Origin of the sequence: Streptomyces koelreuteriae (assembly GCF_018604545.1) — a bacterium.
Taxonomy (GTDB): Bacteria; Actinomycetota; Actinomycetes; order Streptomycetales; family Streptomycetaceae; genus Streptomyces; species Streptomyces koelreuteriae.
Window position 1 is genome coordinate 107,020 of the sequence record NZ_CP075896.1, and the last position, 24,487, is coordinate 131,506.

21 protein-coding genes are annotated in these 24,487 nt (G+C 72.3%); 10 read left to right on the top strand and 11 right to left on the bottom strand.

Annotated elements, in window-relative coordinates; translation table 11 throughout:
- Nucleotides 1–21: 21 nt before the first annotated feature.
- Entirely contained in the window at nt 22–1,236 is a 1,215-nt protein-coding gene (locus KJK29_RS00485) for an esterase/lipase family protein (protein ID WP_215116578.1), read from the bottom strand.
- Between the two features lie 470 nt (nt 1,237–1,706).
- On the opposite strand from KJK29_RS00485, the gene KJK29_RS00490 reads away from it, so the two are divergent.
- The 4 genes from KJK29_RS00490 (at nt 1,707) to KJK29_RS00505 (ending at nt 5,433) form a co-directional block, all read left to right on the top strand.
- The gene (locus KJK29_RS00490; protein WP_251057659.1) at nt 1,707–2,573 is read left to right on the top strand and encodes an ABC transporter permease; all 867 of its coding nucleotides are present in this window, start codon (nt 1,707–1,709) and stop codon (nt 2,571–2,573) included.
- A gap of 64 nt (nt 2,574–2,637) precedes the next feature.
- Nucleotides 2,638–3,690 (top strand): taurine ABC transporter substrate-binding protein, encoded by a 1,053-nt coding sequence (locus KJK29_RS00495; protein ID WP_215116579.1) that lies wholly within the window; start codon nt 2,638–2,640, stop codon nt 3,688–3,690.
- On the top strand, nt 3,677–4,495 hold the full coding sequence (locus tag KJK29_RS00500; RefSeq protein ID WP_215116580.1) for an ABC transporter ATP-binding protein: 819 nt from the start codon (nt 3,677–3,679) through the stop codon (nt 4,493–4,495). Before KJK29_RS00495 ends, KJK29_RS00500 begins: the two co-directional genes overlap by 14 nt.
- 38 nt (nt 4,496–4,533) lie before the next feature.
- The gene (locus KJK29_RS00505; protein ID WP_215116581.1) at nt 4,534–5,433 is read left to right on the top strand and encodes a TauD/TfdA dioxygenase family protein; all 900 of its coding nucleotides are present in this window, start codon (nt 4,534–4,536) and stop codon (nt 5,431–5,433) included.
- Here KJK29_RS00505 and KJK29_RS00510 read toward each other — a convergent pair.
- Nucleotides 5,420–6,700, bottom strand: coding sequence for a sulfite oxidase (locus KJK29_RS00510; protein WP_215116582.1), 1,281 nt, complete (start codon nt 6,698–6,700; stop codon nt 5,420–5,422). The two genes, KJK29_RS00505 and KJK29_RS00510, sit on opposite strands and share 14 nt — an antisense overlap.
- Nucleotides 6,701–7,258: 558 nt before the next feature.
- On the opposite strand from KJK29_RS00510, the gene KJK29_RS00515 reads away from it, so the two are divergent.
- The 4 genes from KJK29_RS00515 (at nt 7,259) to KJK29_RS00530 (ending at nt 11,823) form a co-directional block, all read left to right on the top strand.
- Nucleotides 7,259–8,620, top strand: coding sequence for a bifunctional o-acetylhomoserine/o-acetylserine sulfhydrylase (locus KJK29_RS00515; protein WP_215116583.1), 1,362 nt, complete (start codon nt 7,259–7,261; stop codon nt 8,618–8,620).
- The gene (gene metX, locus KJK29_RS00520) at nt 8,617–9,792 is read left to right on the top strand and encodes a homoserine O-acetyltransferase MetX (RefSeq protein ID WP_215124090.1); all 1,176 of its coding nucleotides are present in this window, start codon (nt 8,617–8,619) and stop codon (nt 9,790–9,792) included. Before KJK29_RS00515 ends, metX begins: the two co-directional genes overlap by 4 nt.
- A 130-nt stretch (nt 9,793–9,922) precedes the next feature.
- On the top strand, nt 9,923–10,753 hold the full coding sequence (locus tag KJK29_RS00525; RefSeq protein ID WP_215116584.1) for a DUF1684 domain-containing protein: 831 nt from the start codon (nt 9,923–9,925) through the stop codon (nt 10,751–10,753).
- Nucleotides 10,750–11,823, top strand: a complete 1,074-nt coding sequence (locus tag KJK29_RS00530) for an LLM class flavin-dependent oxidoreductase (protein WP_215116585.1) — start codon at nt 10,750–10,752, stop codon at nt 11,821–11,823. Before KJK29_RS00525 ends, KJK29_RS00530 begins: the two co-directional genes overlap by 4 nt.
- Here KJK29_RS00530 and KJK29_RS00535 read toward each other — a convergent pair.
- The 4 genes from KJK29_RS00535 to KJK29_RS00550 are packed head-to-tail and all read right to left on the bottom strand — an operon-like array spanning nt 11,786 to nt 17,054.
- Entirely contained in the window at nt 11,786–13,501 is a 1,716-nt protein-coding gene (locus KJK29_RS00535; RefSeq protein ID WP_251057660.1) for an amidohydrolase, read from the bottom strand. The genes KJK29_RS00530 and KJK29_RS00535 overlap by 38 nt on opposite strands.
- Before the next feature lie 39 nt (nt 13,502–13,540).
- Nucleotides 13,541–14,524 (bottom strand): ABC transporter permease, encoded by a 984-nt coding sequence (locus KJK29_RS00540; protein ID WP_215116587.1) that lies wholly within the window; start codon nt 14,522–14,524, stop codon nt 13,541–13,543.
- Entirely contained in the window at nt 14,521–16,035 is a 1,515-nt protein-coding gene (locus KJK29_RS00545) for a sugar ABC transporter ATP-binding protein (protein WP_215116588.1), read from the bottom strand. Before KJK29_RS00545 ends, KJK29_RS00540 begins: the two co-directional genes overlap by 4 nt.
- Nucleotides 16,036–16,043: 8 nt before the next feature.
- Nucleotides 16,044–17,054, bottom strand: coding sequence for a sugar ABC transporter substrate-binding protein (locus KJK29_RS00550; RefSeq protein WP_215116589.1), 1,011 nt, complete (start codon nt 17,052–17,054; stop codon nt 16,044–16,046).
- Between the two features lie 227 nt (nt 17,055–17,281).
- On the opposite strand from KJK29_RS00550, the gene KJK29_RS00555 reads away from it, so the two are divergent.
- Complete coding sequence (locus KJK29_RS00555; protein WP_215116590.1) at nt 17,282–18,313, top strand: helix-turn-helix transcriptional regulator; 1,032 nt, start codon at nt 17,282–17,284, stop codon at nt 18,311–18,313.
- Between the two features lie 15 nt (nt 18,314–18,328).
- Here KJK29_RS00555 and KJK29_RS00560 read toward each other — a convergent pair whose 3' ends face one another.
- Entirely contained in the window at nt 18,329–19,270 is a 942-nt protein-coding gene (locus KJK29_RS00560) for a TIGR03619 family F420-dependent LLM class oxidoreductase (protein ID WP_215116591.1), read from the bottom strand.
- Nucleotides 19,271–19,389: 119 nt separating this feature from the next.
- Between KJK29_RS00560 and KJK29_RS00565 the strand changes: the two genes are divergently transcribed.
- Nucleotides 19,390–19,962 (top strand): MarR family winged helix-turn-helix transcriptional regulator, encoded by a 573-nt coding sequence (locus KJK29_RS00565; protein WP_215124091.1) that lies wholly within the window; start codon nt 19,390–19,392, stop codon nt 19,960–19,962.
- 14 nt (nt 19,963–19,976) lie between these two features.
- Here the strand turns inward: KJK29_RS00565 and KJK29_RS00570 are convergent, their stop codons facing one another.
- The 4 genes from KJK29_RS00570 to KJK29_RS00585 all read right to left on the bottom strand — a co-directional run bounded on the left by KJK29_RS00570 (nt 19,977) and on the right by KJK29_RS00585 (nt 24,420).
- Nucleotides 19,977–20,669 carry a gamma-glutamyl-gamma-aminobutyrate hydrolase family protein gene (locus KJK29_RS00570; protein WP_215116592.1) on the bottom strand — a complete coding sequence of 231 codons (693 nt, stop codon included), beginning with the start codon at nt 20,667–20,669 and terminating at the stop codon, nt 19,977–19,979.
- Nucleotides 20,666–22,156: an aldehyde dehydrogenase gene (locus KJK29_RS00575; protein ID WP_215116593.1), complete on the bottom strand. Its 1,491-nt coding sequence runs from the start codon at nt 22,154–22,156 to the stop codon at nt 20,666–20,668. Before KJK29_RS00575 ends, KJK29_RS00570 begins: the two co-directional genes overlap by 4 nt.
- A gap of 29 nt (nt 22,157–22,185) precedes the next feature.
- Nucleotides 22,186–23,637, bottom strand: coding sequence for an APC family permease (locus tag KJK29_RS00580; RefSeq protein ID WP_215116594.1), 1,452 nt, complete (start codon nt 23,635–23,637; stop codon nt 22,186–22,188).
- A 180-nt stretch (nt 23,638–23,817) separates the two neighbouring features.
- Complete coding sequence (locus KJK29_RS00585; protein WP_215116595.1) at nt 23,818–24,420, bottom strand: TetR/AcrR family transcriptional regulator; 603 nt, start codon at nt 24,418–24,420, stop codon at nt 23,818–23,820.
- Nucleotides 24,421–24,487 lie beyond the last annotated feature (67 nt).

Genomic DNA, 24,487 nt, shown 5'->3' on the forward strand with positions numbered 1-24,487 from the left:
GGCCGCAGGCCCGCGTCGGGGTCAGTCGGGCAGTCGGTCGAGGACCCAGCGGCCGATGTCCTCCGTCATGAGGGCGTGGGGGTCGTTGTCCTGGGACAGGAGGAAGTCGTCGAGCTCGGACTCCTCCGGCGGCAGTTCGTCGATGTTGACGTAGAGGTCCTCCTGCCTGCCCAGGTCACGGATGGCGACGGCGCTGACGGACGGTACGAAGCACCCGGACCGGTGGGCCAGGTCGACGCCCTCCCCCACGTCGGCGAGGGCGTCGCCGATGATGCCGAAGGACTCGAGCGTCCCGCCCGGCGCTCCGTCCAGCTCGGGGAAGCCGCTGGTGGTGACCGTGTGCTTCCCGCCGAGGACGCCGTTCAGGACGGCCACCTCCGCCGGATCTCCCTGTGACTGGGCGAGGAAGTATGTGCCGTCGCAGAGCGGCCCGGCACAGCTCAGGGCCTTCGCCCCGGCCCGTACGCCGTTGCCCACACCGTCGCCGCGCCCGCTGGAGACTCCGATCAGACGCGGGATGCGGGGCCACGAGCCCACCTGCCCGAGCTGTTCGAGGAACTCGGTCCGCAGCGGGCTCTCCTTGGGGGTGCCGTCCAGAGCGTCCAGGTAGCGCCAGAGCATCTGCTGCGAGGCCGGGCTGCTGATCTGCCGCAGATAGGTGTCGTCCACCGGGGCGGTGTAGTGCGCGAACGCCTGGAGCCCGACCGGCACCCACGCCCCCCGGTGCGGGCTGTCGAACGACGCGTAGACGCCGACCCGGTGGTCCATGCGCCGCAGTTCCATCTTCGCCAGCGCGTAGCGGGTGACGATGCCGCCCATGCTGAACCCGCCGACGAGGAGCCGTGTGTCATCGAGCTGCTCGGCGATGGTCCGCAGGGTCGCGGCCATCACCGTCTCGGCGTTGCGCAGGATCGACTCGCTGCGCTCGTCGAACCCGATGAGGACCAGGGTGCGCCCGCGGCGCCGGAGCTCGCTGATGAAGGGGAACCGGCCGTTCTCGAGCCCGTCCCAGAGCCAGTCGAAGTCGCTCGGCCCGAGGTTGAACCCGTCGGCCAGGACGACCGGCCGGACCACACCCTTCTGCCCTTCCCCGTAGTACACCCGGGCGCTGCCGCCCGGCAGCTGCCACACCTCGTCGGCCGGCGGCGCCTGCGAAGCCGCCGCCCTCCCCGTCGGCGCCACCAGTCCGAACGTGCTGGCGGCTTTCCTGAACTTCTCGGTCCCGCTGTCGGCCACGGCTGTCCTTTCCTTGCTGCCGGCAACAACTTCAGGGAGATGTTCGACAGACGAACCGACCGCCATGCACTCAGAGTGCACGAATGATCACTTTGAGTGAACTCGCTGTGTTTCACCTACAGCTGGAGAGCGCGCGGCGAGACAGGGTCCATTTCAGGAAGTGGACGCCTGTTGGTCCGGGGCTGCGGCTGCGGTAGAAATGGGCCTCATGATCTCCGAGTCCTTGGTGCGACGCCTGGTCATCGACCTGTGCCGACGCCCGGGCTCGTGTTGTCGCTGACCCAGCCTTCTTGACGCGCGCCCCGCGCCGCCCTGCCGTCCGGTGACGGCAGCCGCAGCGGGGCGGTTCTTCCCGTGCTTCGTTCCGGGACGCTCTCCCCCCTTCATTCGGCATCACTGTCGCTCGGGGCCGGCCGCCCCTGCCGTTCGGCGGCGGCTGCTCATGTCCCGGCGCCCCTGGAGGACGCCTCATGTCCACAACTCCCGCTCTGCTCAAGCCCGATGACCCGGCCGATGTGCCGCCCGAACCTCCCGCGCGGACGCGGGACGGGTGGACGCGAGTGCGTCATGTCGCGCTGCCGTTCGGCTCGCTCCTGCTCTTCCTCGTCCTGTGGCAGCTGCTGGCGGCGAGCGGAACGTGGAGCGAGACACTGGTTCCGCCGCCCGCCAAGGTGTGGGAAGCGTTCATCGAGGTCTCCGGCACGCACGGCGGCGTACGGGGCTACAACGGCACCACGCTCGTCGAGCACCTGGGCATCAGCCTGCGGCGCATCGCGCTCGGCGCCGGAATCGGCATCGCCGCCGGAGTGGTGTTCGGGCTGCTCATGGGCACCGTCGGCTGGGTACGCTCACTGTTCGAGCCCTGGATCACTTTCCTGCGGACGCTGCCGCCGCTGGCGTACTTCTCGCTGCTCATCATCTGGCTGGGCATCAACGAGGAGCCGAAGGTCACGCTGCTGGCCGTGGCCGCCTTCCCTCCCGTTGCGGTGTCCACCACCACAGCCGTCACGGCCGTACCGAAGAGCCTGATCGAGGCCGCCCGTGCGCTCGGCGCGTCCCGATGGGACGTCGTCAGGGACGTCGTCGTCCCGTCCGCCCTGCCCGAGACGCTCACCGGGGTCCGGCTCGCCGTGGGGGTGGCCTACTCCTCCCTGGTCGCCGCCGAACTGGTCAACGGCCTTCCCGGAATCGGCGGCATGGTCAAGGACGCGGCCAACTACAACAACACCCCGGTGGTGCTCGTCGGCATCATCGCCATCGGCGTCTCCGGCCTGATCATCGACGGTCTGCTGCTACGGCTCGAGCGGTCGGTCGTTCCGTGGCGCGGTCGCGCGTAGGTCCCGCCCTCACCCTCTGCTCTCCCCTCCCCGCTCCTCCCCTCCGCACAGAAACGGCTCCGCCATGTCCCGTGCCCCGCAAGGTCCGTCCCGCCGTCTCCTCCTCGCCGGTGCCCTGGCCGCCGTGTCCGCTGCCGTCACGGGCTGCTCCTCGGGCGGTGAGGCGTCGGCCTCCGGAGGCTCCAAGCAACTGCGCATCGGCTACTTCGCCTTCCCCAGCGGCGACTTGCTCGTGAAGAACAGAAAGCTGCTGGAGAAGGCGCTGCCGGACTACACGATCACCTGGATCAAGTTCGACTCCGGCGCCGGCGTCAACCAGGCCTTCATCGGCAAGTCCCTCGACATCGCCGCACTGGGCTCCAGCCCGTTCGCGCGCGGGGTGTCCGGCAGCTCGCCCATCCCGTACAAGGTCGCGTGGATCCTCGATGTCGCGGGCGAGAACGAGGCCCTTGTCGCCCGCAAGGCGACCGGCATCACCGATGTCGCCGGGCTCAAGGGCAGGAAGATAGCCACTCCCTTCGCCTCCACCTCGCACTACAGCCTGCTCTCCGCGCTGAAGGAGGCCGGTCTCAAGACGTCGGACGTCGAGCTGATCGACCTGCAGCCGCAGCCGCTCCTCGCCGCGTGGCAGCGGGGCGACATCGACGCCGCCTATGTCTGGCTGCCCACCCTGGACGAGCTGCGCAAGACCGGCATCCAGCTCACCAGCAGCAAGGAGATCGGCGCGGGCGGCAAGCCGACCCTCGACCTGGCCGTCGTCTCGGACGACCTGATCGCCAAGGACCCCAAGGCGATCGATGCCTGGCGCAAGGCGGAGGCCGAGGCGCTGCGCCTGATCAAGTCCGACCCGCAGGGCACGGTCGAGGCCGTCGCGGCCGAGCTGGGCATCAGCGCGGCAGACGCCAAGGCGCAGCTCTCGCAGGGGGTGTTCCTCGCCCCGGAGCAGGTGGTCTCCGCCGACTGGCTGGGTACCGACGGCAACCCGGGCAAGCTGCTCACCTATGTCACCGACACCGGCCGGTTCCTGGCCGACCAGAAGCAGATCGGCGCCGCGCCGTCCGAGGACGTCGTGCGCGAGGCGTTCTACCTCAAGGGGCTGCCCGATGTCCTCAAGTGAGCTCACCCAGGCCACGGCAGGGGCGGAGACCGGGCCCGCCGGATCCGTTCGCCTCGACCATGTCACCCACCGGTACGGCCGGGGCGGTGCGGCCTTCACCGCCGTCGGGCCGGTCGATCTGAGTGTCCCGGCCGGGGAGTTCCTGGTGCTGGTGGGTGCCTCCGGCTGCGGCAAGAGCACGCTGCTGCGGCTGATCGCCGGCTTCGAGGAGCCCACGCGGGGAGCGGTGCGGGTCTCCGGAGCCCAGCCGCGGCCCGGCGAGGCGGCCGGGGTGGTGTTCCAGACGCCGCGGTTGTTCCCGTGGCGGACGGTGCGGGGGAACATCGACCTGGCGCTGCGGTACGCGGGGGTCAACCGCGCCCAATGGCCCGAGCGACGTGCGGAGTTGCTGGCCCGCGTCGGCCTGGAGGGCACCGAGAAGCGGCGCACCTGGGAGATCTCCGGCGGTCAGCAGCAGCGCGTCGCGATCGCCCGGGCCCTCGCCGCCGAGAACCCGCTGCTCCTGCTCGACGAGCCGTTCGCGGCGCTCGACGCGCTGACCCGGGAGCGGCTTCAGGAGGACGTCCGCCGGGTGACCGACCTGACCGGCCGGACCACGGTGTTCGTGACGCACTCGGCGGACGAGGCGGTGTTCCTCGGCTCCCGCATCGTGGTGCTGTCCAAGAGCCCCGGGACCGTGGCTCTGGACCTGCCGATCTCCCTGCCGCGTGGCGACGTCGACGCCGAGGAGCTCCGCGACTCCGAGGAGTTCGCCGAGCTGCGCGCGGAGGTGTCCCACGCCGTCAAGTCCGCCGCAGCGGCCTGATCCCCGTACTCAGCCAAGCCAGGAAAGGACACCCACCCATGAGCATCCTCAGCGAGCGGCCGGCCGTGACCCGGCTGCCCCTCACCCCGCTCGGCCCCGGCTTCGGTGCCGAGATCCACGGCATCGACCTCGGACGCCTCGACGACGACCAGGTCCTGGCACTGCGCGAAGCTCTCGTGGCGTACAAGGTGCTCTTCGTGCGCGGCCAGCACACCCTCGACGACGCCGCGCAGATCGAGTTCGGCAGACGCCTCGGAGAGGTCACCGTCGGGCATCCGGTCCACGATTCCGGTGACGTGGCCCCCGAGGTGTACTCCCTGGACAGCCAGGACAACGGGTTCGCCGACGTGTGGCACACGGACGTGACGTTCGTACGGCGGCCGCCGGCGATCTCCGTCCTGCGGGCCGTGGTGCTGCCGCCCACCGGTGGCGACACCAACTGGGCCGACAGCCAGCTCGCCTACGAGTCGCTGTCGCCGGGCCTGCGGGCGTACGTCGACACGCTCACCGCCGTCCACGACGGCAGCCGCGAGTTCGGCTACTACCTGGCGCAGCGCAGGCAGGGCCGCGGCAACCTGTGGGACGGGGAGGTGTTCACCGAACTGACGCCGACGGAGCACCCGGTGGTGCGGGTGCACCCCGAGAGCGGCCGCAAGGGCCTGTTCGTGAACCCCGGCTTCACCTCGCACATCGTGGGCGTCTCGGAGCACGAGAGCCGCGGCATCCTCGACATCCTGTACGCCCACCTCACCAAGCCCGAGCACGTCGTACGGAATCGCTGGCAGCCGGGTGATGTCGCCCTGTGGGACAACCGCGGCACGGCCCACTACGCCAACCGCGACTACGGCGACCAGCATCGCGTCATGCACCGCATCACGCTGCGCGGCGACTCCCCGGTCGGTCCCGCTCCCAGTGGGCGGTCCGTCACACCACGCTGACCGGATGCCGTACGGCCGCGTCGAACAGGTAGCCCTGTGTGTTGGGCACCGCGATGTCCGGCTGGGTGCGGCCGGTCGTGTCCGTGGCGCGGGCCAGCAGCTGGGTGGCGCCGGGTGCGTCGGGCCGCCAGTCGAGGGACCAGCGGGTCCAGGTGCCGTGGCGGGGGCGGTCGTGGAGGCGGGCGGGCCGCCAGTGCGCCCCGCCGTCGGTGCTGACGTCGACCCGGGCGACGGCGCCCGCCCCCGACCACGACCGTCCGTGCAGCACGTGTCTCCGTCCCGCGGTGAACGTGGCACCGCTCGCCAGCTCGAAGGCGCTCTTGGTGGTCTGCCGGGTCAGCGGTGCGCTGCCGCCGTCCGGATGGGAGGGCCCGAACAGGCGGTAGAAGGTGGTGTTCCAGGGTGAGAAGAGCGGCTGCGCGGACACCTCGATGTCGCCGACCCACTTGATCGACGCGATCCCCACCCAGGACGGCACCAGCACCCGCACCGGGTACCCGTGGTCGTACGGCAGGGGCTCGCCGTTCATCTCGTACGCGAGCAGCACGTCGTGCAAGGCCTTGGACAGCGGGAGCGGGCGCCGTACCCGGCCCAGGTTCTCGCCGCCGCTGACGTACTCGGCGTCCAGGCCACGGGGCTGCACGTCCACGGCGTGCGGGGAGAGCCCGGCCCGGCGCAGGACGTCGGCCAGGCGCACCCCGCGCCAGCGTGCGACGCCGATCGCGCCCAGGGTCCACGAGGTGCCGCTGACCGTCTCGCCCTGCTGGGTCGTGTAGTAGGAGCGGCCGTTCCCCGCGCACTCGACGAAGGCGGTCCGGGTGACGGACGGCAGGGCGCGCAGATCGTCGTACCCGAACTCCACCGGCCGGTCCTCGCCCGGGGTTCCGCGCAGGCCGCTCCCCCACAGGCGCAGCCGCCAGTCGTCGGCGTCCAGTACGGGGGTGGAGGTGTGGTTGCGTACGAAGAACAGCTCGTTGGGGGTGTGGCGGCCGGTGCCGCGCAGCGCCTCCCAGCGGGTCTCGGCGTTGGTGCCGCGCTGGATGAACCACTCGGGTGGCAGGGGCTTGACGATCGGTGTGCCGGCCGCGTGGGCGGGCGGCGGGGCACCGAGCGCGGTTCCGGCGGCGGTGGCGGTGGCGGCGAGCAGGGTGAGCAGCCGGCGGCGGCTGACCCCGTCGGCCCTGGCCTCACCGGCGAGCCACTGGCGCAGCCTTCGGCGGTCGTAGTCGGTTTCGTGGCGGTGACCGGCGGGGGTGGGTGACGGCATGGCGGATCCTCGTCATGGGGCGGAGGGGCACGACAGGGCTCTGCAAGGCACAACGGTGGTGTGCGGCACGGTCGTTGACGGTGTCGTCAGGGAGGGTGCGATCAGCCGGTCGTGCGACACAGCGCGGCGGCCACGCGGACGAGGTCCACGGTGCGGCGGCGGGTCAGAGGCTCCGACAACGGCATGGCGGGATGCAAGCACGTGGGCGGGAGGGTGTCAACGAAGCGTCTCGTCGGCGCACATCGGGCCACCGTGCGTCCCACCGGGTGAGACGGCCCGGCCGGTCTGGTGCGTCGCCGTCCCCGTGTGGTTACCTGGGGCCATGACCGTGCTCGTGACCCGCCGCCACGTCGATTACGTGCGTGTCACCACCATGGGCTGTTCCGCCGGGAGCTGACGTCTCGCTCCGGCCTCCGACCCGCGATTCCTCCACCGCTTCACGCTGACCGCTGCCCTGTGCGCGTACGGGCGCGGCCGCCTGTCCAGCGGTGTCCTCACGCTTGTCGTCTTCTGAAGCCCTCAGCACCGTCTGAAGCCCTCAGCACAGGGAGTACCGCCATGAGCCAGCCCCTCGACTCCGTCACCGCCGGCCACACCCCCGAGGACGAGCCCGCCGGTCCCGACACCTCGGCCTGGTCCTTCGAGACCCGGCAGATCCACGCCGGTGCCGCGCCGGACCCGGCGACCGGGGCCCGGGCGACGCCGATCTACCAGACGACGTCGTTCGTGTTCCGTGACACCCAGCACGCCGCCGACCTGTTCTCGCTGGCCGAGCCCGGCAACATCTACACCCGTATCCACAACCCCACGCAGGACGTCTTCGAGCAGCGCGTCGCCGCCTTGGAGGGCGGGGTCGCGGCCGTGGCGCTGGCCTCCGGGCAGGCGGCGGAGACGCTGGCGATCCTCACCCTGGCGAGCTCCGGTGACCACATCGTCTCCAGCACGTCGCTGTACGGCGGCACGTACAACCTGTTCCGGCACACGCTGCCGAGGCTGGGCATCGAGGTGTCCTTCGTGGACGACCCGGACGACGCCGAGGCCTGGCGGGCGGCGATCCGGCCGAACACAAAGGCGCTGTTCGCGGAGACGCTGGGCAATCCGCGGGGCAATGTGCTCGACGTGCGGGCGGTCGCGGACGTGGCACACGAGGCGGGCGTGCCGCTGATCGTGGACAACACGGTCCCGACTCCCTATCTGCTGCGGCCCATCGAGCACGGCGCGGACATCGTCGTGCACTCGGCGACCAAGTTCCTCGGCGGGCACGGCACGGCGATCGCGGGTGTGGTCGTCGACGGCGGCACCTTCGACTTCGGCGCGCACGCCGAGCGGTTCCCGGACTTCACCGAGCCCGACCCCAGCTACCACGGCCTCCAGTACTGGCCGGCCCTCGGTCCTGGCGCCTTCGCCGTCAAGCTGCGGGTGCAACTGCTGCGCGACCTCGGGCCCGCCCTGTCTCCGCACTCCGCCTTCCTGCTCCTCCAGGGCGTCGAGACGCTCAGCCTGCGCATCGAGCGGCACTCCTCGAACGCCCAGGCGCTGGCCGAGTGGCTGGAGCAGCGCGACGAGGTGGCAGCCGTCCACTACCCGGGGCTGGAGTCCAGCCGTTGGTACGAGGCGGGTCGGACGTATCTGCCGCGCGGTGCGGGTGCCGTGGTCTCGTTCGAGCTGCGGGACGGCGTCGAGGCGGGCAAGCGGTTCGTGGACGCGGTCGAGCTGTTCAGCCATCTCGCCAACATCGGCGATGTACGCAGCCTGATCATCCACCCGGCCTCCACCACCCACAGCCAGCTCGACGAGGAGCAGCTGGCGGCCACCGGCGCCTCACCCGGCCTGGTGCGCCTCTCGGTCGGTATCGAGAACGTCGCGGACCTCAAGGCGGACCTGGAGGCCGGGTTCCGAGCGGCGAAGGGCGCGTCCTGAACACCGTACTGACGCCTTCTCAGGTTCCTCTCCCGCCGGCCTCCGGGGCCTGGCGGGAGGGGGACCCGCCCGGGCGCCGCCGGTGGTACGTGCGCGAGAGCGCGCTCGCGTTGGAGACGGGAGGTGAACTGCCCGGTGTCCGGCTGGCGTTCGAGACGTGGGGGCGGCTCGCGCCGGACCGGTCCAACGCGGTGCTGGTGCTGCACGCGCTCACCGGCGACAGCCACGCGGCCGGGCCCGCCGAGCCCGGCCACCCCACTCCCGGGTGGTGGGACGGGCTCATCGGGCCCGGGCGGGCGCTGGACACGGACCACTGGTTCGTCGTGGCGCCCAACGTGCTCGGGGGCTGCCAGGGCAGCACCGGGCCGTCCTCGGTGAGCCCTCGCGGCCGGCGCTGGGGCGGTGACTTCCCCTTTCTGACGCAGCGTGACCAGGTCGCGGCCGAGGCCGGTCTGGCCGATGCGCTGGGCATCGACCGCTGGGCCCTGGTGGTCGGTGGCTCGATGGGCGGGATGCGGGCGCTGGAGTGGGCGGTGTCCCGTCCCGAACGGACGGACGCGCTCCTGCTGCTCGCCACGGCCGCCGCGGCGAGTGCCGAGCAGATCGCCTGGGCCACCGTCCAGTCGAACGCCGTACGGTCCGACCCGGACTGGCGGGGCGGGCACTACCACGACACCGGCCGGGGCCCCCACGCCGGGCTCGGCCTGGCCCGGCGCATCGCCCATGTCACGTATCGCAGTGAGCCGGAGCTCCAGGTCCGCTTCGGCCGCTCGGCCCAGGGCGCGGAGGATCCCCGGTACGGCGGCCGGTACGCGGTCGAGTCCTATCTCGACCATCATGCGGCCAAGCTGGTGCGTCGCTTCGACGCGGGCAGCTACGTCGTGCTGTGCGAGGCCATGAACAGCCATGACATCGGCCGGGGACGCGGCGGCGTGCGTGCCGCCCTGAGCCGGGTGACCGCCAGAACCCTCGTCGCGGGGGTGGACTCCGACCGTCTCTACCCGCCGTCCCAGCAGGCGGAGTTGGCGGCGGGCATCCCCACGGCAGACGACGTACGGGTCATCGAATCGCCCTACGGACACGACGGCTTCCTCATCGAGACGGACCAGGTCGCCGCGCTCGTGAAGGAACTCGTCCGCCCTCCGCGGGCACCATCAGAACTCGCCCCATGATGCGCGCGTCGTTGGACGTCCCGGACGGCTACCGGCCGCTCACCGTCACCGCGATCGGGGCCCTGGCCTCGGCGGATCTCCTCCCGCCCGCACTCTCCCGACCATCAGCGCCGACTCCGCAGGAGCACATATGACCGTCCAGGACGCCCCCACCGACATCGACGCCTTCGCCGCCGCGTGGGAGGCATGGCATCAGCGGAGGGACTCCGCCCTCGCCCATGAACACGGATTCCTCGCCGTCACCGGCCTGTACTGGCCGGACGCCGAACCCCAGCGCTTTCCCGGCGCACCCGGCACCTGGTCGTCGGGCGGCGACGGCGTCACCGTCGTGCTCGGGGAGGGGGAGGAACTCGTCGTCGACGGGACCGCGGTGCGCGGACGGCACACGTTCGGCGTCGTACCGGAGCGCGGTGACCTCACCGCCGTCTGGGGCGACGCGGTCATCGAGATCGCCAGGCGCGGTGGCCACGACGTGATCCGGCCTCGGCACCCGGATCACCCGCTGCGTACCGGATTCACCGGGACGCCCACGTACGCACCGGACCCGCGGTGGGTGGTCACCGGCACGTACACGCCGTTCCCGGAGCCGCGACCGACCTCGGTCGGTGCCTCCGTCGAGGGACTGCGGCACGTCTACGACGCCCCCGGCAGGATCCGCTTCCGGATCGAGGGCCGGACGCTGGGCCTGACCGCGTTCAACGGGCAGACACCGGGCAGCCTCATGGTGCTGTTCACCGACGCGACCTCGGGCGTGACCACGTACGCCGCCAATCGCGCCCTGCGGATCGACGCCCCCGGACCCGACGGCACCGTGGTGCTGGACTTCAACCGCGCCACCAACCTCCCGTGCGCCTACACCGACTTCGCGACCTGCCCGCTGCCGCCCGGCGAGAACCGGCTCCCGGTCGCGATCGAGGCCGGTGAGCAGATCCCGCACGAGCGGAAGCGGACCGCGCAGTGAGCGCCACTCCCCTCCCCCGGATCCGGTCGCTGTCGTTCCTGACGCCCGGCAACTACGCCGATGACGATCCGCATGCAGGTCTCGAAGCCACCCTTCGGCTGTTCGAGTACGGGGAACGCACGGGGTTCGACGGTGCCTGGGTGCGGCAGCGGCACCTGGAACACGGAGTGTCCTCGGCGGCGGTGTTCCTCGCCGCCGCGGGCCAGCGCACCGAGCACATCGAGTTGGGCACCGCGGTGATCCCGATCGGGTACGAGAACCCCTTCCGGCTCGCCGAGGACCTCGCCCTCGCGGATGTGCTCTCCCGTGGGCGGCTGCAGGTCGGTTTCAGCACGGGCATGCCCCATGGGGAGCTGATGGCGCACCTCGTCCACGACGGCGACTGGGGCACCTTCGACCTGTCGTACGGCCGTATCGCCCGGGTCCGCGACCATCTGCGCGGACGGCCGCTGGGCCGTGCGGACACCGTCATCCAGACGCCGGGCGGCGCTCAGCGGCCACGTCTGCAGCCGTACAGCCCCGGGCTGGTCGACCGCACCTGGTACGGGGCCGGCAGCCTGCGATCGGCACGGTGGGCGGGCGAACAGGGGCTGAACCTCCTCAGCGGGAACATCGTCTCCGGCGAGGGCACCGACGACTTCTCCACCGCGCAGCTCGCGCTGATCCGCGCGTACCGTCGCCTGCTCGGGCCGCAGCGGCCGGGGCGGGTGGCGATCGGCCGGGTGATCGTGCCCCTCGACAGCGCGGACGCGGCGACCCGGCGGCGCTACCGCGCCTACGCGGCGAGCCGCCACGAGCGGACCCTCGCACCACAGGGGCCCAGACGCACCCTGTTCGCCCCCGACGTGGTGGGGACGTCGGAGGAGATCCTGGAGGCGCTCGGCGCGGACGCCGCCCTCGCGGGGGTGTCGGAGCTGCGCCTGGAACTGCCCTACGAGTTCGAACCGGGCGACTACGAGCAGATCCTGCACGATGTGCGCCACCACATCGCGCCCCGGCTGGGCTGGCGACCACACCCCTGCGGTCGGCCGGTCAGCGTTCGAAGACCACCTGGCCGTCGAACACGGTGAGATCGACCCGCACTTCGGTGATCTCGTGCGGGTCGAGGTCCAGCAGCGGCCGGTCCAGGACGCACAGGTCGGCGGCCCGGCCCGGTTCGAGGGTGCCTTTGTAGTCGTCGGCGAAGTCCTGCCATGCGGGGGTGGCCGTGTAGGCGCGCAGGGCGTCGGCGAGCCGCACGCACTGTTCGGGGCCGCTGGGGCGGCCGCTGGCCTTGGACTCGCGGAGCATCATCGAGGCCACGCCCTGACGCCAGTCCGGCTCGGTGATCGGGGCGTCGGAGCTGGCGCAGACCCGTACGCCCGCGTCGAGCGCGGAGCGCACCGGCCACTGGTAGGCGGAGCGTTCGGGGCCGACGACCTCGTCCATCAGGTCGGAGATGGTCCACTTGATGGCGGGGTTCATGTTGACGCCGTAGCCGTGTGCGGCGAGCTTGGCGAGGCTGCCGGGGCCGATGAAGTCGCCGTGGATGACGTAGTGGCGGGCGTCGGGGCGCGGCGCGGCCTCGTTCGCGGCGACGAACGCGTCCACCACCGTGTCGATGGCCCGGTCGCCGGTGACGTGCACGCCGAGCTGGAAGCCGGCCTCGTGGGCGACCCGGATCATCTCGCGCAGTTCGTCGGCCTGGAGCGCGGGGGTGGCGCCGTGCACGCAGAGGGCGCCGTGACCGCCCTCCGGGTACGGCTCGTTCATCCAGGCCGTGCGGTTGGGCGGTACGCCGTCGCCGAAGACCTTGACGCCGATGGCCCGCAGCAGCCGGGGGTCGGCCGACTCGGGGCGGCGCAGTTCGGCCAGGCCCTTGCGGACGTCGTCGGCGGAGCCTCCCATCGGGGCGGGCAGCAGCAGGACGCTGACGCGGGCCTGGAGTTCGCCGCTCGCCGCGAGTTCGGCGTACGCGGTCCAGTTGTCGGTGCTCAGGCCGCCGAACAGGGTGCCGGCGCCGCCGGGGCCGAGACCCGGCTCGGTGTAGCTGGTGATGCCGCGCGTGTGCAGCTCACGGATCACGCCCTGGATGGCCTGGCGGCGCTGGGCGATCGTGGGGGCGGGCAGCTCGGCCTGGACGAGGCGCCCGGCGGCCTCGCGCAGGATGCCGGTCGGCCGGCCGTCGGGGTCGTGGTCGATGACGCCGCCGGGCGGGGGCGCGGTGTCCGCGTCGATGCCGCAGCGGCGCAGTGCCTCGGAGTTGGCCCACACCATGTGTGACGAGAAGTCGGTCAGACAGACCGGGTGGTCCGGTGCCACCGCGTCCAGGTCCCGGCGGTGCGGGAAGCGGCCCGGGTCGGCCAGGCACTCCGCGAGATAGCCGGGGTCCCAGCCCAGGCCGACGATCCACTCGACGTCCGGTGCCTGCAAGGCCGCCCGGCCCACCGTCGCGGCGATGTCCGAGATGGACCCCACCGCCGGATGGCCGACGTCGATGGCGAACGGCGGCTTCGTCATCCCGTAGGCGGCCCCGTGCAGATGCGAGTCGTTGATGCCGGGCAGCACGGTCCGGCCGCCCAGCTCGACGATCCGGGTGCCGGGTCCGGCCAGGGCGCGCATCTCCGTGTCGCTGCCGACGGCCAGGATCTCCCGGCCGCGCACGGCCACGCCTTCGGCGACGGTGAAGGCGGCGTCGACGGTGAGGACCTGGCCGCCGGTCAGGACGAGGGTGGGTGCGGTGTCGCCCTCGGATGCGGTGTGGCTCACGGGTGACCTCATTTCGGGTTCGGGGAGGAAGGTGGTGGGTCAGCGCCCCGTACGGGGTGCGAAGTACGCCAGCGCCGCGCCGGCCACCAGCGCGACGCCCTGGGCCATCTGCTGCCAGAACGTCGGCACGTTCAGCAGGGTCAGGCCGTTCTGCAGCGCGCCGAGGAACAGCACGCCGAGCAGGACGCCGAGGATCGAGCCGGTGCCGCCGGTGAGCGCGACCCCGCCGACGAGCACCGCGGTGAGCACGGCCAGCTCGAAACCGGATCCTGATGTTCCGGCGACCACGCTGTCCAGCACCGACGCCTTGACGGCCCCGGCCAGGGCGGCGGCCACGCCGGTGACGACGAACAGCGCGAACGGGGTGCGGCGGACGTGGATGCCGGAGAGGTGGGCGGCCTCCCGGTTGACGCCGATGGCGAAGACGTGGCGTCCGGCAGGGGTGAGCGCCAGGAACAGCGCGCCCGCCGCCAGTACCAGCGCCGCGATGACGACCGGCGTCGCGATCCCGGCGATCCGCGCGCCGCCGATCCAGGCGAACCCGGAGCCGAAGCCGCTCAGCGGCAGCGGGAACAACTGCTGCGCGAGGCCCCGTACGGCGGTCAGCATGCCGAGGGTGACGATGAACGCGGACAGACCGAAGTAGCAGCACAGTATGCCGTTCACCGCGCCCACCAGCGCCCCGGCGGCGAGCGCCCCGAGCAGGGCGACGGCGGGCGACTGGTGGTGCTGTCCGGCCAGCCAGCCCGCGACCAGCCCGCCCAGGGCGAGCGTGGAGCCGACCGACAGGTCGAGGTAGCCGCTGATGACGAGCAGGGCCAGTGGGACGGCGACGATGGCGAGGGTGGCGGCGTCGGTGGCGATGCCGCTCAGGTTGGCCGGCTCGAGGAAACTGCCCGTGGTCAGCTGGAAGACCAGCACCATCGCGACGAGCACGACGAGCAGGGGTTGGCGGCGTACGACGGTCAGTCCGCCCGTGGCCAGGAGGTGCGGCCTGGTGAGGACGCGGTCGGCGGTGGTCATGCTGCTCCTTCGGCGGGCAGGGAGGTGTGGACGGCCGACAGCAGGGCCTGTTCGGTGAGTTCGGCACCCGAGAGTTCGCCGACGATCCGGCCCCGGGCGACGATCAGGCAGCGGTCGGCGAGCGCCACGATCTCCTCGGGGTCACCGGAGGCGAACAGCACGGCGGTTCCGCGCTCGGCGGCGAGGGAAGACACGACCCGGTAGATCTCCTGGCGTGCCCCGACGTCGACGCCCTGTGTCGGCTCGTCCAGCAGCAACACGTCCACATGCCGGGCCTCGTTGATCCACCGTCCGAGGACGAGCTTCTGCTGGTTGCCGCCGGAGAACGCGCCGGCCGGCAAGTCGGGTTGGGCCGGGCGCAGCCCCACCGCCGAGGCCAGGGCCTCGAACACCCGCCGCTCGGAGCGCAACGCCCGTACGCCGTGGCGGGCCAGGGGCCGGACGGACGGCAGCAGCGTGTTGTCCTGCGCGGACAGCGACGGGAACAGACCCTGGGCGCGCCGGTCCGCCGGTACGAGGGCGATCCCGGCGGCGAGTCCGTCGGCCGGGCGGGCCGGGGCGACGGTACGGTCACCGACCCTGATCGTTCCGGCGGTGGCGCGGCGCCTGCCGTAGAGGGTCTCCAGGACGCGGGTGCGGCCGGAGCCGATGAGCCCGAACAGCCCGACGCGTTCGCCTTCGGCGACGGTGACATCGACGGGGCCGAAGCCGGGGCCGCGCAAGGCGTCGACGACGAGCCGGGGCACGGTGGACGTACGGCGGGGCTGGGGCCTGCGCACCTCCTGCGCCGGCCGTCCCGCGATCGCCGCGACCAGTTCGGCCCGGGTCTGCCCCGCCACCGTGCTCTGGTGCGCGACCCGTCCGTCGCGCAGGACCGTGACCGCGTCCGCGAGCCGTTCCACCTCCGCCAGCAGATGGGTGACGTAGACGATGGCGAGCCCCTGGGTGCGCAGGTCCTCGACGCGTTCGGCGAGGGCGTCGGTCTCCGCGCCGGACAGGGCGGCGGTCGGCTCGTCGAGGACCAGGACGGAGGCGCTGCGGCTGAGGGCTTTGGCGATCTCGACCAACTGCCGCTGGCCCATGGGCAGATCGCCCACGCGGTCACGCGGGGAGCACCGGGCCGCGACCCGTTCCAGCAGCCCGGCTGCGACCTCCTCCTGGGCGCGCCGGTCGATGCGGCCGTACCGGGTCCACTCCTGGCCGAGGAAGATGTTCTCCGCCACGGTCAGAGCGTCGACCACGCTGAGTGTCTGGAAGATGATCGCCACGCCGGCCGCGATCGACTCGCGTGGGCTGAGCCGGAGGTACGACGTGCCGCCCACCTCGATCGTGCCTGCGTCGGGCGGGAACGCGCCGCCCAGGCACTTGATGAGGGTGGACTTGCCGGCGCCGTTGTGGCCGAGGAGGGCGTGCACCTGGCCGGCGGGGACGGTGAGGTCCACGCCGTCCAGGGCCCTGACGCCGCCGAACGACTTGGTCAGGCCGCGGATGCGGAGGTTCGTGGTCGTCATGGCGGGGCCTAGGCGTTCTGCGCGAGCAGTTTGTCGATCTCGGCGCCGTCGGCCCGCTGGACGAGGGTGATCGGGACCTGGGCGCTGGGGTTGGCCTTGCCCGCGGCGACCGCGCGCGGCACGTCGACGACCGCGGCGGCGATGTCCTTGGGCGCGAGGGCGGCGGAGGCCCGGTAGAAGGTGCCCTGCTTGATGGCGAGGAGGGAGGGCGCGGCGCCGTCCTGCCCGCCGACGAAGGTCTTGGCGTCGTCCTTCCCGCGGCCCGTCTGCTGGAGTGCCTTGAATCCGCCGTACGCGGCGGCGTCGGTGACGCCGAGGACGAGATTGAGGTCGGGGTGCTTGGCGAGGATCGCCTTCGTCTTGGACAGGCCCGTGTCCGGGTCGATGGCCTGTTCCCGCGCCACGACGTCGACGCCGGGCGCCAGTTTGGTGAAGGCGTCGATCATGCCCTTGGTGCGTTCCCGGCCGAGTTCGATGGTGCTGTCGGTGAGGAAGGCGATCTTGCCCTTGCCGCCGAGGTGTTCCTCGGCCCACTTCGCCGCAGCCTCGCCGAGCAGGGTGCCGCCCTCGCGGAAGCTGAACTGGATGTCGGCGCTCTGGTGCTTCAGGGAGCCGCCGTAGGTCACCCAGATCAGTCCCGCGTCCAGGGCCGCCTTGGCGATGGGCTCGGCGGCCTCGAAGACCATCGGGAAAGACACGATGGCCGGGACCTTGCGGGCGACCCAGGTGTTGAGGTTGCTGGCCTGGGTGTCGGCGCTGGCGTTGTCGCTGGTCGTGAGCAGGGAGATGCCGTGCTGCTTTGCCTGGGCGGTGGAGAGCTTCACCAGCGTGGAGTAGAGCGGGAGCTGGGTGAAGGGGTAGTCGAGCCCGATCTTCGTCAGGCGGGTGCCGCCGGAGGGGGCGGGCTTGGCCGAGGCGGCCGTGTCCTGCGGGGCGGAGCATCCGGCGGCCGCCAGGGCGGTGGCGGCGGAGAGGGCGAGGAAGTGTCTGCGGGAGGTGGTGTACGGCGGTGGGGTCATGGCAGGGGCTCTCCGAGGGGCGGGCCCGACTGGGGCGGGCGTCCGGCTGTGCCGAACAGGAAAGTCCCGGCGGGTCCGACGCACCATCCGTACAAATACCGACTGCCGAGGAGGATCCGGCGCTCGCGCACGAGAAGTCGGCCCGGCCCACACCTTGTCGGGCGCGAACCGCAGGCTTATCGTTAGGGCCCAAACGACATCGCGTCCGAGCCGCCCGGAGGCTCGCCATGCCCAGCCATCACCAGATCGCGGCAGCCGCCCGCATCGGCATGCTCACCCGCGAACGCGACACCGCCTCGGCCTCCGCGCAGGCCCTGCGCGAACTCGCCCGCGCCCTGCCGCTGGACGCCGCGACCCTGCTCACGATCGACCCGCTGTCCGGATCCCACATCCAGGTCGCGAGCATCGGCTACACCGCCGAGGCCTCGCAGGTCCTGGCCGGCGAGTTCGTCGGGACGCCCTGGTACCGCAACGTCGTACGGCGGGAGCTGCCGCCGTCCATCTCGCAGGACGCGGAGGATCCCGAGGACGCCGGGCCGCGCTTCCGGCACGGCTGGTTCTACGCCGAGCGCGTCCGCCCGGCCGGGTTCCGCGACGGTGTCACGGGAGCGCTGCGGCATCAGGGCCGTCTGGTGGGCCTGGTCCATCTCTCCACGGAGAGCGCGGACGCCTACGACACCGACGCCCGGATGCTGCTCGCGTCCGTGATTCCCGCCCTGGCCGCGCTCGCCGACCCGCTGGCGCACGCCGGTGATCTGCACGGTCTGGCGGAGGAGGGCGCGGCGAGCCTGGTCACCGGCGACGGCGGGGTGATCGACCTGCCGGGCCGGGACCGGCCCCGGGTACTGCGGGAGGACGACTCCTTCCGCGCCCTGCTCGACGCCTTCACCGCCACGGGCGGGCGGCGGCTGCGGCTGCTGTGGCGGGCCGGCGGCGACTGGCGGCGGGTCGTGCTGCACCGGCACCCGTCGGTGCCCGGCCTCGTGCCGGATGCGGTGCTGGTGCACGAGACGTCCACGGAGCTGCCGTACGGGCTGAGTCCCCGGGAGCTGGAGGTGCTCACGCGGGCGGCCACGGGGCAGACCAACCAGGCCATCGCGCAGGCACTGTTCCTGTCTCCGCGGACCGTGCACAGCCATGTCGAGCATCTGCTGCGCAAGACCGGCTGTGCCTCCCGCGCCGAGGCGACCGCGCTGGCGGTCCGGGACGGGCTGCTGCGGCCGGACCCGGACCACCTCGCGCGTTTCGTGGAGCGGTGATCCGGGCCCCGGCCGTCACGAGGTCAGGACCTCGACACGCCGCATGACGTCACGGCAGAACGGCCCGACCCCGTCGGGGTCGTCGATGAACTGGTTCGGTTTCACGCAGAAGGTGGTGAAGCCCTGCTCCAGTTGCTCGGGGAGCACGGCGAGCGCGGCGCCGAGGTCCGCCGGGGAACGGTCGTCGGGGAAGACAGCCTGGGTGCCGCCGATCATCTCGAGGTCGGCGATGTCCCGCCCGGCGGCGGCCATCGCCTCCTTGAGTGTCTGAAGGTCCTCGGGCGCGGGCCGGCCGAGGGGGTGGAAGCCGTGGCCGTGGCGTACGAGGCGGCGCAGGACGGGGCCGTGCAGGCGCTGTCCGCCGAACCAGAGCCGGGGGCCGTCCGGGCGGTGGGCCTTGGGCTCGAACCAGACGTCCTGGAAGGGGTAGTGCGGTCCGTCGTGGGACAGCGGGGAGGGGCCCCAGGCCTTCGCCCAGACCTCCAGATGCTCGTCGAGAAGCCGTCCGCGCCGCGCGAAGGGCACGCCGAGGGCGTCGTACTCGTCCTTGCTCCAGCTCACCGTGGGCTGCACGACGAGCCGTCCCTCGCTGAGGAGATCGAGGGTGCCGAGCTCACGGGCGAGCAGCAGCGGGTGGCGCAGCGGGGCGAGGACGGCCGCGGCGGCCAGGCGCAGCCGGGAGGTGACGGAGGCGATGGCGGCGAGCAGCAGCAGGGAGTTGGGCCAGGGGGTGCTGGGGTCCTGGTTGCCGGGGAGGGCGTAGTCGCGGGGGTTGCCCATGATGCCGGCGGCTGCCGCGTCCGGGCCGAGGACGACGTGCTCGCTGACCATGACGGCGTCGAAGCCGGCGTCCTCGGCCTCGCGTGCCCAGCGGACGGCGGCGGGCAGATCGGCCCGGCCGCCGGTCAGGGTCCAGTTCTCGCTGAGGACGAGGAGCATGCGGGGAGGCGTGGGCATGTCGGGTTTCCCTTTCATCTCCGTACAATTTGAGCCCGAACGATGGGGTGGCGCGGATGAGCCGCCCGTGCGTGACGCGTCGCCACCAGAAGAAGCGCGACCAGAAGAAGGAGGTGCCCGTGCCGGGACACCGATCCATCACCGAGGCCGAGAAGCTCGCGGCGGCGAAGCTCGGCGGTTCCCCGATCCGCCGTGAGCAGATGGCGGCGGTGGCGAACATCTACCGGGCCGCGTCCGCGGTGCGGCAACACCTGGAGAACTCGGTGCTGCGCGGTTCCGACCTGACCTGGACGGCCTTCGTGGTGCTGTGGGTGGTCTGGGTGTGGGGCGAGTCGGAGACCCGGCACGTGGCGGAGGAGGCGGGGATCTCCAAGGGCACGCTGACGGGTGTGGTGCGCACGCTGGAGTCTCGGGGGCTGGTACGGCGGACGGACCATCCGAGCGACGGGCGGCTGGTGCTGCTGAGCCTCACCGAGGAGGGCGACGCGTTCATGCGGCGGGTCTTTCCGGCGTTCAACGAGGAGGAGGCGTTCGTGACGGCCCGGCTCAGCGACGCCGAGTGCCGCAGCCTCGCCGAGGGATTGCGCAGTGTCGTGCTCCAGGTGGAGGAGCAGGGTGAGGAGCGGCGGCAGTCGCTGCTGGGCGGTGCCGAGCCAGCACCGCGGCGCAGTGGCCGGCGGCCCCGGGCCTGACTCCCGTGGCGGCCTCACCGGGCGGCGGCCCGTACGAGCGCGTCGAACAGGCCCTGTTGGGCGGGGTCGTCGTGGGCGGTGTCCTCGGGGTGCCACTGGACGGCCGTGAACCAGCCCCGGGTGCCCGGGAGTTCGAGGGCCTCGGTCGTGCCGTCGGCCGCCCGGGCCGTGACGCGCAGGCCGGTGCCCAGGCGGTCGACGCGCTGATGGTGGTAGCAGGACGCGTCGGTCTTCTCGGCGCCGGTGGCGCGGGCGACGATTGAGTCCGGTTCCAGGGCGACCGGGTGCGTCAGGTGCCGGTGCTCGTGCTCCGGGCCGCCCATGTCCTGCTCCAGGGTGCCGCCGAGGGCCACGTTGACGACCTGGAGGCCGCGGCAGATCGCGAGCAGGGGCAGGCCCGACTCCAGGGCGTGGCGGGCGACGTCGAGGTCGAAGGTGTCCTGGAGGGTGTCGACGTCGTAGACGGTGTCGTGGGTGTGGGCGGCGCCGTAGCGGGCGGGGGCGAGGTCGCCGCCGCCGGGGAGCAGGACGCCGTCGAAGCGGGCGAGCCGGGAGGCGGTGCCGTTGTCCGCCGGGTGGATGCTCGCCGGTTCGCCGCCGGCCCGCCAGACGGCCTCGATCAGGGCACGGGCGGTGACCTCGGCGGCGTAGCGGAGGGCGGAGGTCCGTGCGGAGAACCGGGCGGGGACGGCGATCAGCGGCCTCATAGCTGGATCCAGGTGCTCTTGAGCTCGGTGTACTTCTCCAGCGCGTGGACGGACTTGTCGCGGCCGTTGCCCGACTGCTTCATGCCGCCGAAGGGCACGGTCAGGTCGCCCTCCTCATAGCAGTTGACCCAGACCGTGCCCGCCTTCAGCCTGCGGGAGACCTGGTGGGCGGTGGACAGGTCGGAGGTCCACAGGCCGGCGGCGAGACCGTACTCGGTGGCGTTGGCCAGGCGGACCGCCTCGTCGAGGTCGTCGAAGGCGAGCACGGACAGGACGGGGCCGAAGATCTCCTCCCGGGCCAGTCGCGAACCGGGATCGACCTGGTCGAGGACGGTGGGCTCCAGGTATGTCCCGCCCGTCTCGGCGAGGACCCGTTCGCCTCCGGTGCGCAGCCGGGCGCCCTCGTCGACGCCGCGCCGGACGTGGTCGTGCACCCGGTCCAGGTGTGCCCGGCCGACCAGCGCTCCCATCTCCGTCTCCGGGTCGAGAGGGTCGCCGACGCGCAGCTCCCGGGCCCGCCGGACGACGGCCTCGGTGACGCGCTCGGCGATCGAGGAGTGCACGAGCAGCCGGGAGGGCGCCGTGCACATCTCGCCCTGGTTGAAGAAGATGCCCCAGGCGGCCGTGGCGGCGGCCTGGTCGAGGTCGGGGGCGTCGGGCAGGACGATGTTGGGCGACTTGCCGCCGAGTTCCAGCCAGACCCGCTTGAGGTTGGAGTCGGCGGCGTAGCGCAGGAAGTGGCGTCCGACGGCGGTGGAGCCGGTGAAGGCCAGGACGTCGACGTCGGGGTGGAGCCCGAGGGCCCGGCCGGCTGTGGGTCCGTCGCCGCCCACGACGTTGAGCACGCCCGGCGGCAGCCCGGCCTCGGTCGCGAGGCGGCCCAGGAGCAGGCCGGAGAGCGGGGAGTGCTCGGAGGGTTTCAGGACGACCGTGCAGCCGGCCGCCAGGGCGGGGGCGATCTTCCAGCCGGCCAGGGTCAGCGGGAAGTTCCAGGGGACGACCGCCCCGACCACCCCGGCGGCCTCCCGGGTGACCAGGGCAAGGGCGTCGGGGGCGGTGTGCGGGGACTCGTCGGTGAGCTTGTCCGCGAGCTGGCCGTACCAGCGGAAGGTGTTGATGACGGCGCGCAGTTCGATGCCGTCGGCGTCGGAGATGGGTTTGCCCATCTCCAGGCTGACGGTCAACGCCAGTTCCTCGCGCCGCTCGTCTAGCAGGTCGGCGAGGCGGAGCAGGGCCCGGCCGCGCTCGGCGGGTGCCAGGCGCGGCCAGGGGCCGGTGTCGAAGGCCCGCCGGGCGGCGGCGACGGCCGCGTCCACCTCGGCGGTGCCCGCGTCGGCGACCTCGGCGATGATCCGGCCGTCTCTCGGGGACACGACCGGGAACGTCGCCCCGCTGCCGGGTTCGTCGGCGCCGTCGAGGTGATGGGCGCCGGAGAGCTGGAACGCCTTGGCGCGGCGCAGCCACTCGTCGTGGGTGACGGCCGGCATGGAACCTCCTTGGGATGTCTGAGATCAGTTCATTCGCCGGCGGACGGTTTGCGCAGCCGCGCGGCCGCCAGACCCAGCGCCATGACCACCGGCACCGACAAGGTGAGCCACAGGGCCGTGGTGCGCTCGCCGCCGATGAGGGTGGTGAAGTTGGCGAGGATGAGCCAGATCGCCCCGGCGATGCCGAGCGCCCCCAGCGAGGGTGCGATCAGGGTGTTCCAGGGGCGGGTGTCGAGGCGTTCGCGGCGGAAGAAGACGACGACGGACACCGACGTCAGCAGGTACAGCAGCATCATCGCCAGGACGGCGACCCCGCTGAACCAGGAGAACAGTGTCAGCACCGGGTCCTTGCCCGCCAAGGCGAAGGGGAGCACGAGGAGGAGCGCCAGGACGGTCTGGACGCACCCGGCCGCCCAGGGAGCGTGGCGGCGGTTGAGGCCGCACAGCCGGCGCGGCAGCAGCCGGTCGCGGCCGAGCGAGAACAGATAGCGGTTGGCGGAGTTGTGGAAGGTGAGGATGCCCGCGAAGAGCGAGGTGGCGAGCAGGATCGGCAGCACATCGCCCACCCAGCCGCCGAACTCGGCCGCGATGGGCGCGAAGACGAACCCGGCCCCGTCACCGCCCTCCAGCGCCTTGCCCGCGGCCGCGGTGGCCTGGGAGGCGCCGTAGGAGGAGATGATCATCCAGGAGGTCAGGGCGAAGAAGCCGGTGACGACGGCGACCGCGAGATACGTGGCCCGTGGCACGGTCTTCTTCGGCTCGCGGGCCTCCTCGCCGTAGATCGCGGTGGCCTCGAAGCCGAACATGGACGCCACGGCGAACATCACGGCCACGCCCGGCGCTCCGTCGAGGGCTGCGGACGGGGAGAAGCTGTCGGCGAGGCCGAGGCCCTCGGGGCCGCCGCCCTGGACAAGCGTGACCAGGGCGAAGACGGCGAGGATGCTGAACTCCGCCAGGACGAAGACGGCCAGCACCTTGGCGCCCATCTCGACACCGGCGGCGCCGAGCACCTGCACGACGGCCATGGTGGCCAGCGTCCACACCCACCAGGGCAGGTCGAGGCCGGTGTGGTGCGCGACCAGACCGCTCACGATGGAGCCGTAGAGCCCGTACATGGCGGCCTGGATGGTGCAGTAGGCGAAGAGTGCGAGGCCCGCGCTGCCGGTGCCGGTGGTCCGGCCCAGGCCTTTGCCGATGTACGTGTAGAAGGCGCCCGCGTCCACGACATGGCGGCCCATGGCGACGAAGCCCACCGAGAACAGCAGGATCACCAGGCCCGCCACCAGATAGGCGGCGGGCACGCCGGGCCCGTTGCCGAGCGCCACGGCGATGGGGGCCGCGCCGGCGATGCCGGTGAGCGGGGCCTGTGCGGACAGGACGAAGAAGAGGATGCCCAGGACGCCGAGGGCGTCGGGCTTGAGCGTGCCTGCGGTGGGCGCGTCCGGTTTCGCCGTGTGCGGGGAGACCGTCTGACTGTCCACTCGGATCACCTGCCAGAGGGAGGAAGGATCGTTTCAGGCCAAACGAGTTGCCTCATCGTGGGGCGGAACTATCCGTTTGGCAAGGGGTGAGGGACGAGGAATTCCAGGGCTTCGAGGCCGAAGTGGTCCAGGGCTCCGGGGCCGAGGCGGCGCGGGGAGTCGTGAAGAGGCGCGGTGAGGTCAGGCCTCGTCGTCGCGCCGCTCGGCGAGCAGCCGCAGCACCGAGCGCAGCTCGTCGAGGGCCTCCTCGATGACCTCGCGCTCACCGAAGACCAACTGGTGCAGGACGAGGCCCTCCAGCGTGGCGAAGACCATCCGGGACAGGCCCTCGTCGACCGGCCCGGGCAGCATCTGGGTGAGTTCGCGCCGGGTCGCGTCGAAGTACTCGTCGTAGAGCGAGCGCAGGTGGGCCAGGAGCTCGGGGCGGCGCCGGGACTCCAGCAGCAGTTCGTACTGGAACGCCTGGAGGTCCGGCCCCGATTCCACCATGTCCGTCTGGCCCACCGAGAAGTCGTCGGCCTTGCCCGTGCCGGGCTCCAGGGCGCTGCTGTTCAGGGAGGAGCGGATGGCGTGGGTGAGGGCTTCCTCGATCAGCGCGTCGCGGGAGCCGAAGTGGTGCACGACCAGGCCGTGGGTGACCCCGGCCTCCTCCGCGACCGCCCGGTAGGTGAGCTTGCGCAGCCCGCCCCGGGCGACGACCCGCACGGCGGCCTCCAGCAGGGCCTCGCGGCCCGTGCCGTAGTTCACGCGCTTGCGGGGGCGGCGGCCGGCGGGCTCGGTCATGCCCGCGACCCTACCCGGGGCGTCCCGGTCGGCAACGCGGTGGCCGGTCTCCTCGTCGGCCAGGCCG

Coding starts and splice junctions, on each gene's coding strand:
- KJK29_RS00505 (WP_215116581.1), top strand. CDS start 4,534: ATGAGCATCCTCAGCGAGCGGCCGGCCGTGACCCGGCTGCCCCTCACC.
- KJK29_RS00560 (WP_215116591.1), bottom strand. CDS start 19,270: ATGCCCACGCCTCCCCGCATGCTCCTCGTCCTCAGCGAGAACTGGACC.
- KJK29_RS00585 (WP_215116595.1), bottom strand. CDS start 24,420: ATGACCGAGCCCGCCGGCCGCCGCCCCCGCAAGCGCGTGAACTACGGC.
- KJK29_RS00555 (WP_215116590.1), top strand. CDS start 17,282: ATGCCCAGCCATCACCAGATCGCGGCAGCCGCCCGCATCGGCATGCTC.
- KJK29_RS00525 (WP_215116584.1), top strand. CDS start 9,923: ATGACCGTCCAGGACGCCCCCACCGACATCGACGCCTTCGCCGCCGCG.
- KJK29_RS00515 (WP_215116583.1), top strand. CDS start 7,259: ATGAGCCAGCCCCTCGACTCCGTCACCGCCGGCCACACCCCCGAGGAC.
- KJK29_RS00570 (WP_215116592.1), bottom strand. CDS start 20,669: ATGAGGCCGCTGATCGCCGTCCCCGCCCGGTTCTCCGCACGGACCTCC.
- KJK29_RS00490 (WP_251057659.1), top strand. CDS start 1,707: ATGTCCACAACTCCCGCTCTGCTCAAGCCCGATGACCCGGCCGATGTG.
- KJK29_RS00545 (WP_215116588.1), bottom strand. CDS start 16,035: ATGACGACCACGAACCTCCGCATCCGCGGCCTGACCAAGTCGTTCGGC.
- KJK29_RS00550 (WP_215116589.1), bottom strand. CDS start 17,054: ATGACCCCACCGCCGTACACCACCTCCCGCAGACACTTCCTCGCCCTC.
- KJK29_RS00510 (WP_215116582.1), bottom strand. CDS start 6,700: ATGCCGTCACCCACCCCCGCCGGTCACCGCCACGAAACCGACTACGAC.
- KJK29_RS00540 (WP_215116587.1), bottom strand. CDS start 14,524: ATGACCACCGCCGACCGCGTCCTCACCAGGCCGCACCTCCTGGCCACG.
- KJK29_RS00500 (WP_215116580.1), top strand. CDS start 3,677: ATGTCCTCAAGTGAGCTCACCCAGGCCACGGCAGGGGCGGAGACCGGG.
- KJK29_RS00575 (WP_215116593.1), bottom strand. CDS start 22,156: ATGCCGGCCGTCACCCACGACGAGTGGCTGCGCCGCGCCAAGGCGTTC.
- KJK29_RS00495 (WP_215116579.1), top strand. CDS start 2,638: ATGTCCCGTGCCCCGCAAGGTCCGTCCCGCCGTCTCCTCCTCGCCGGT.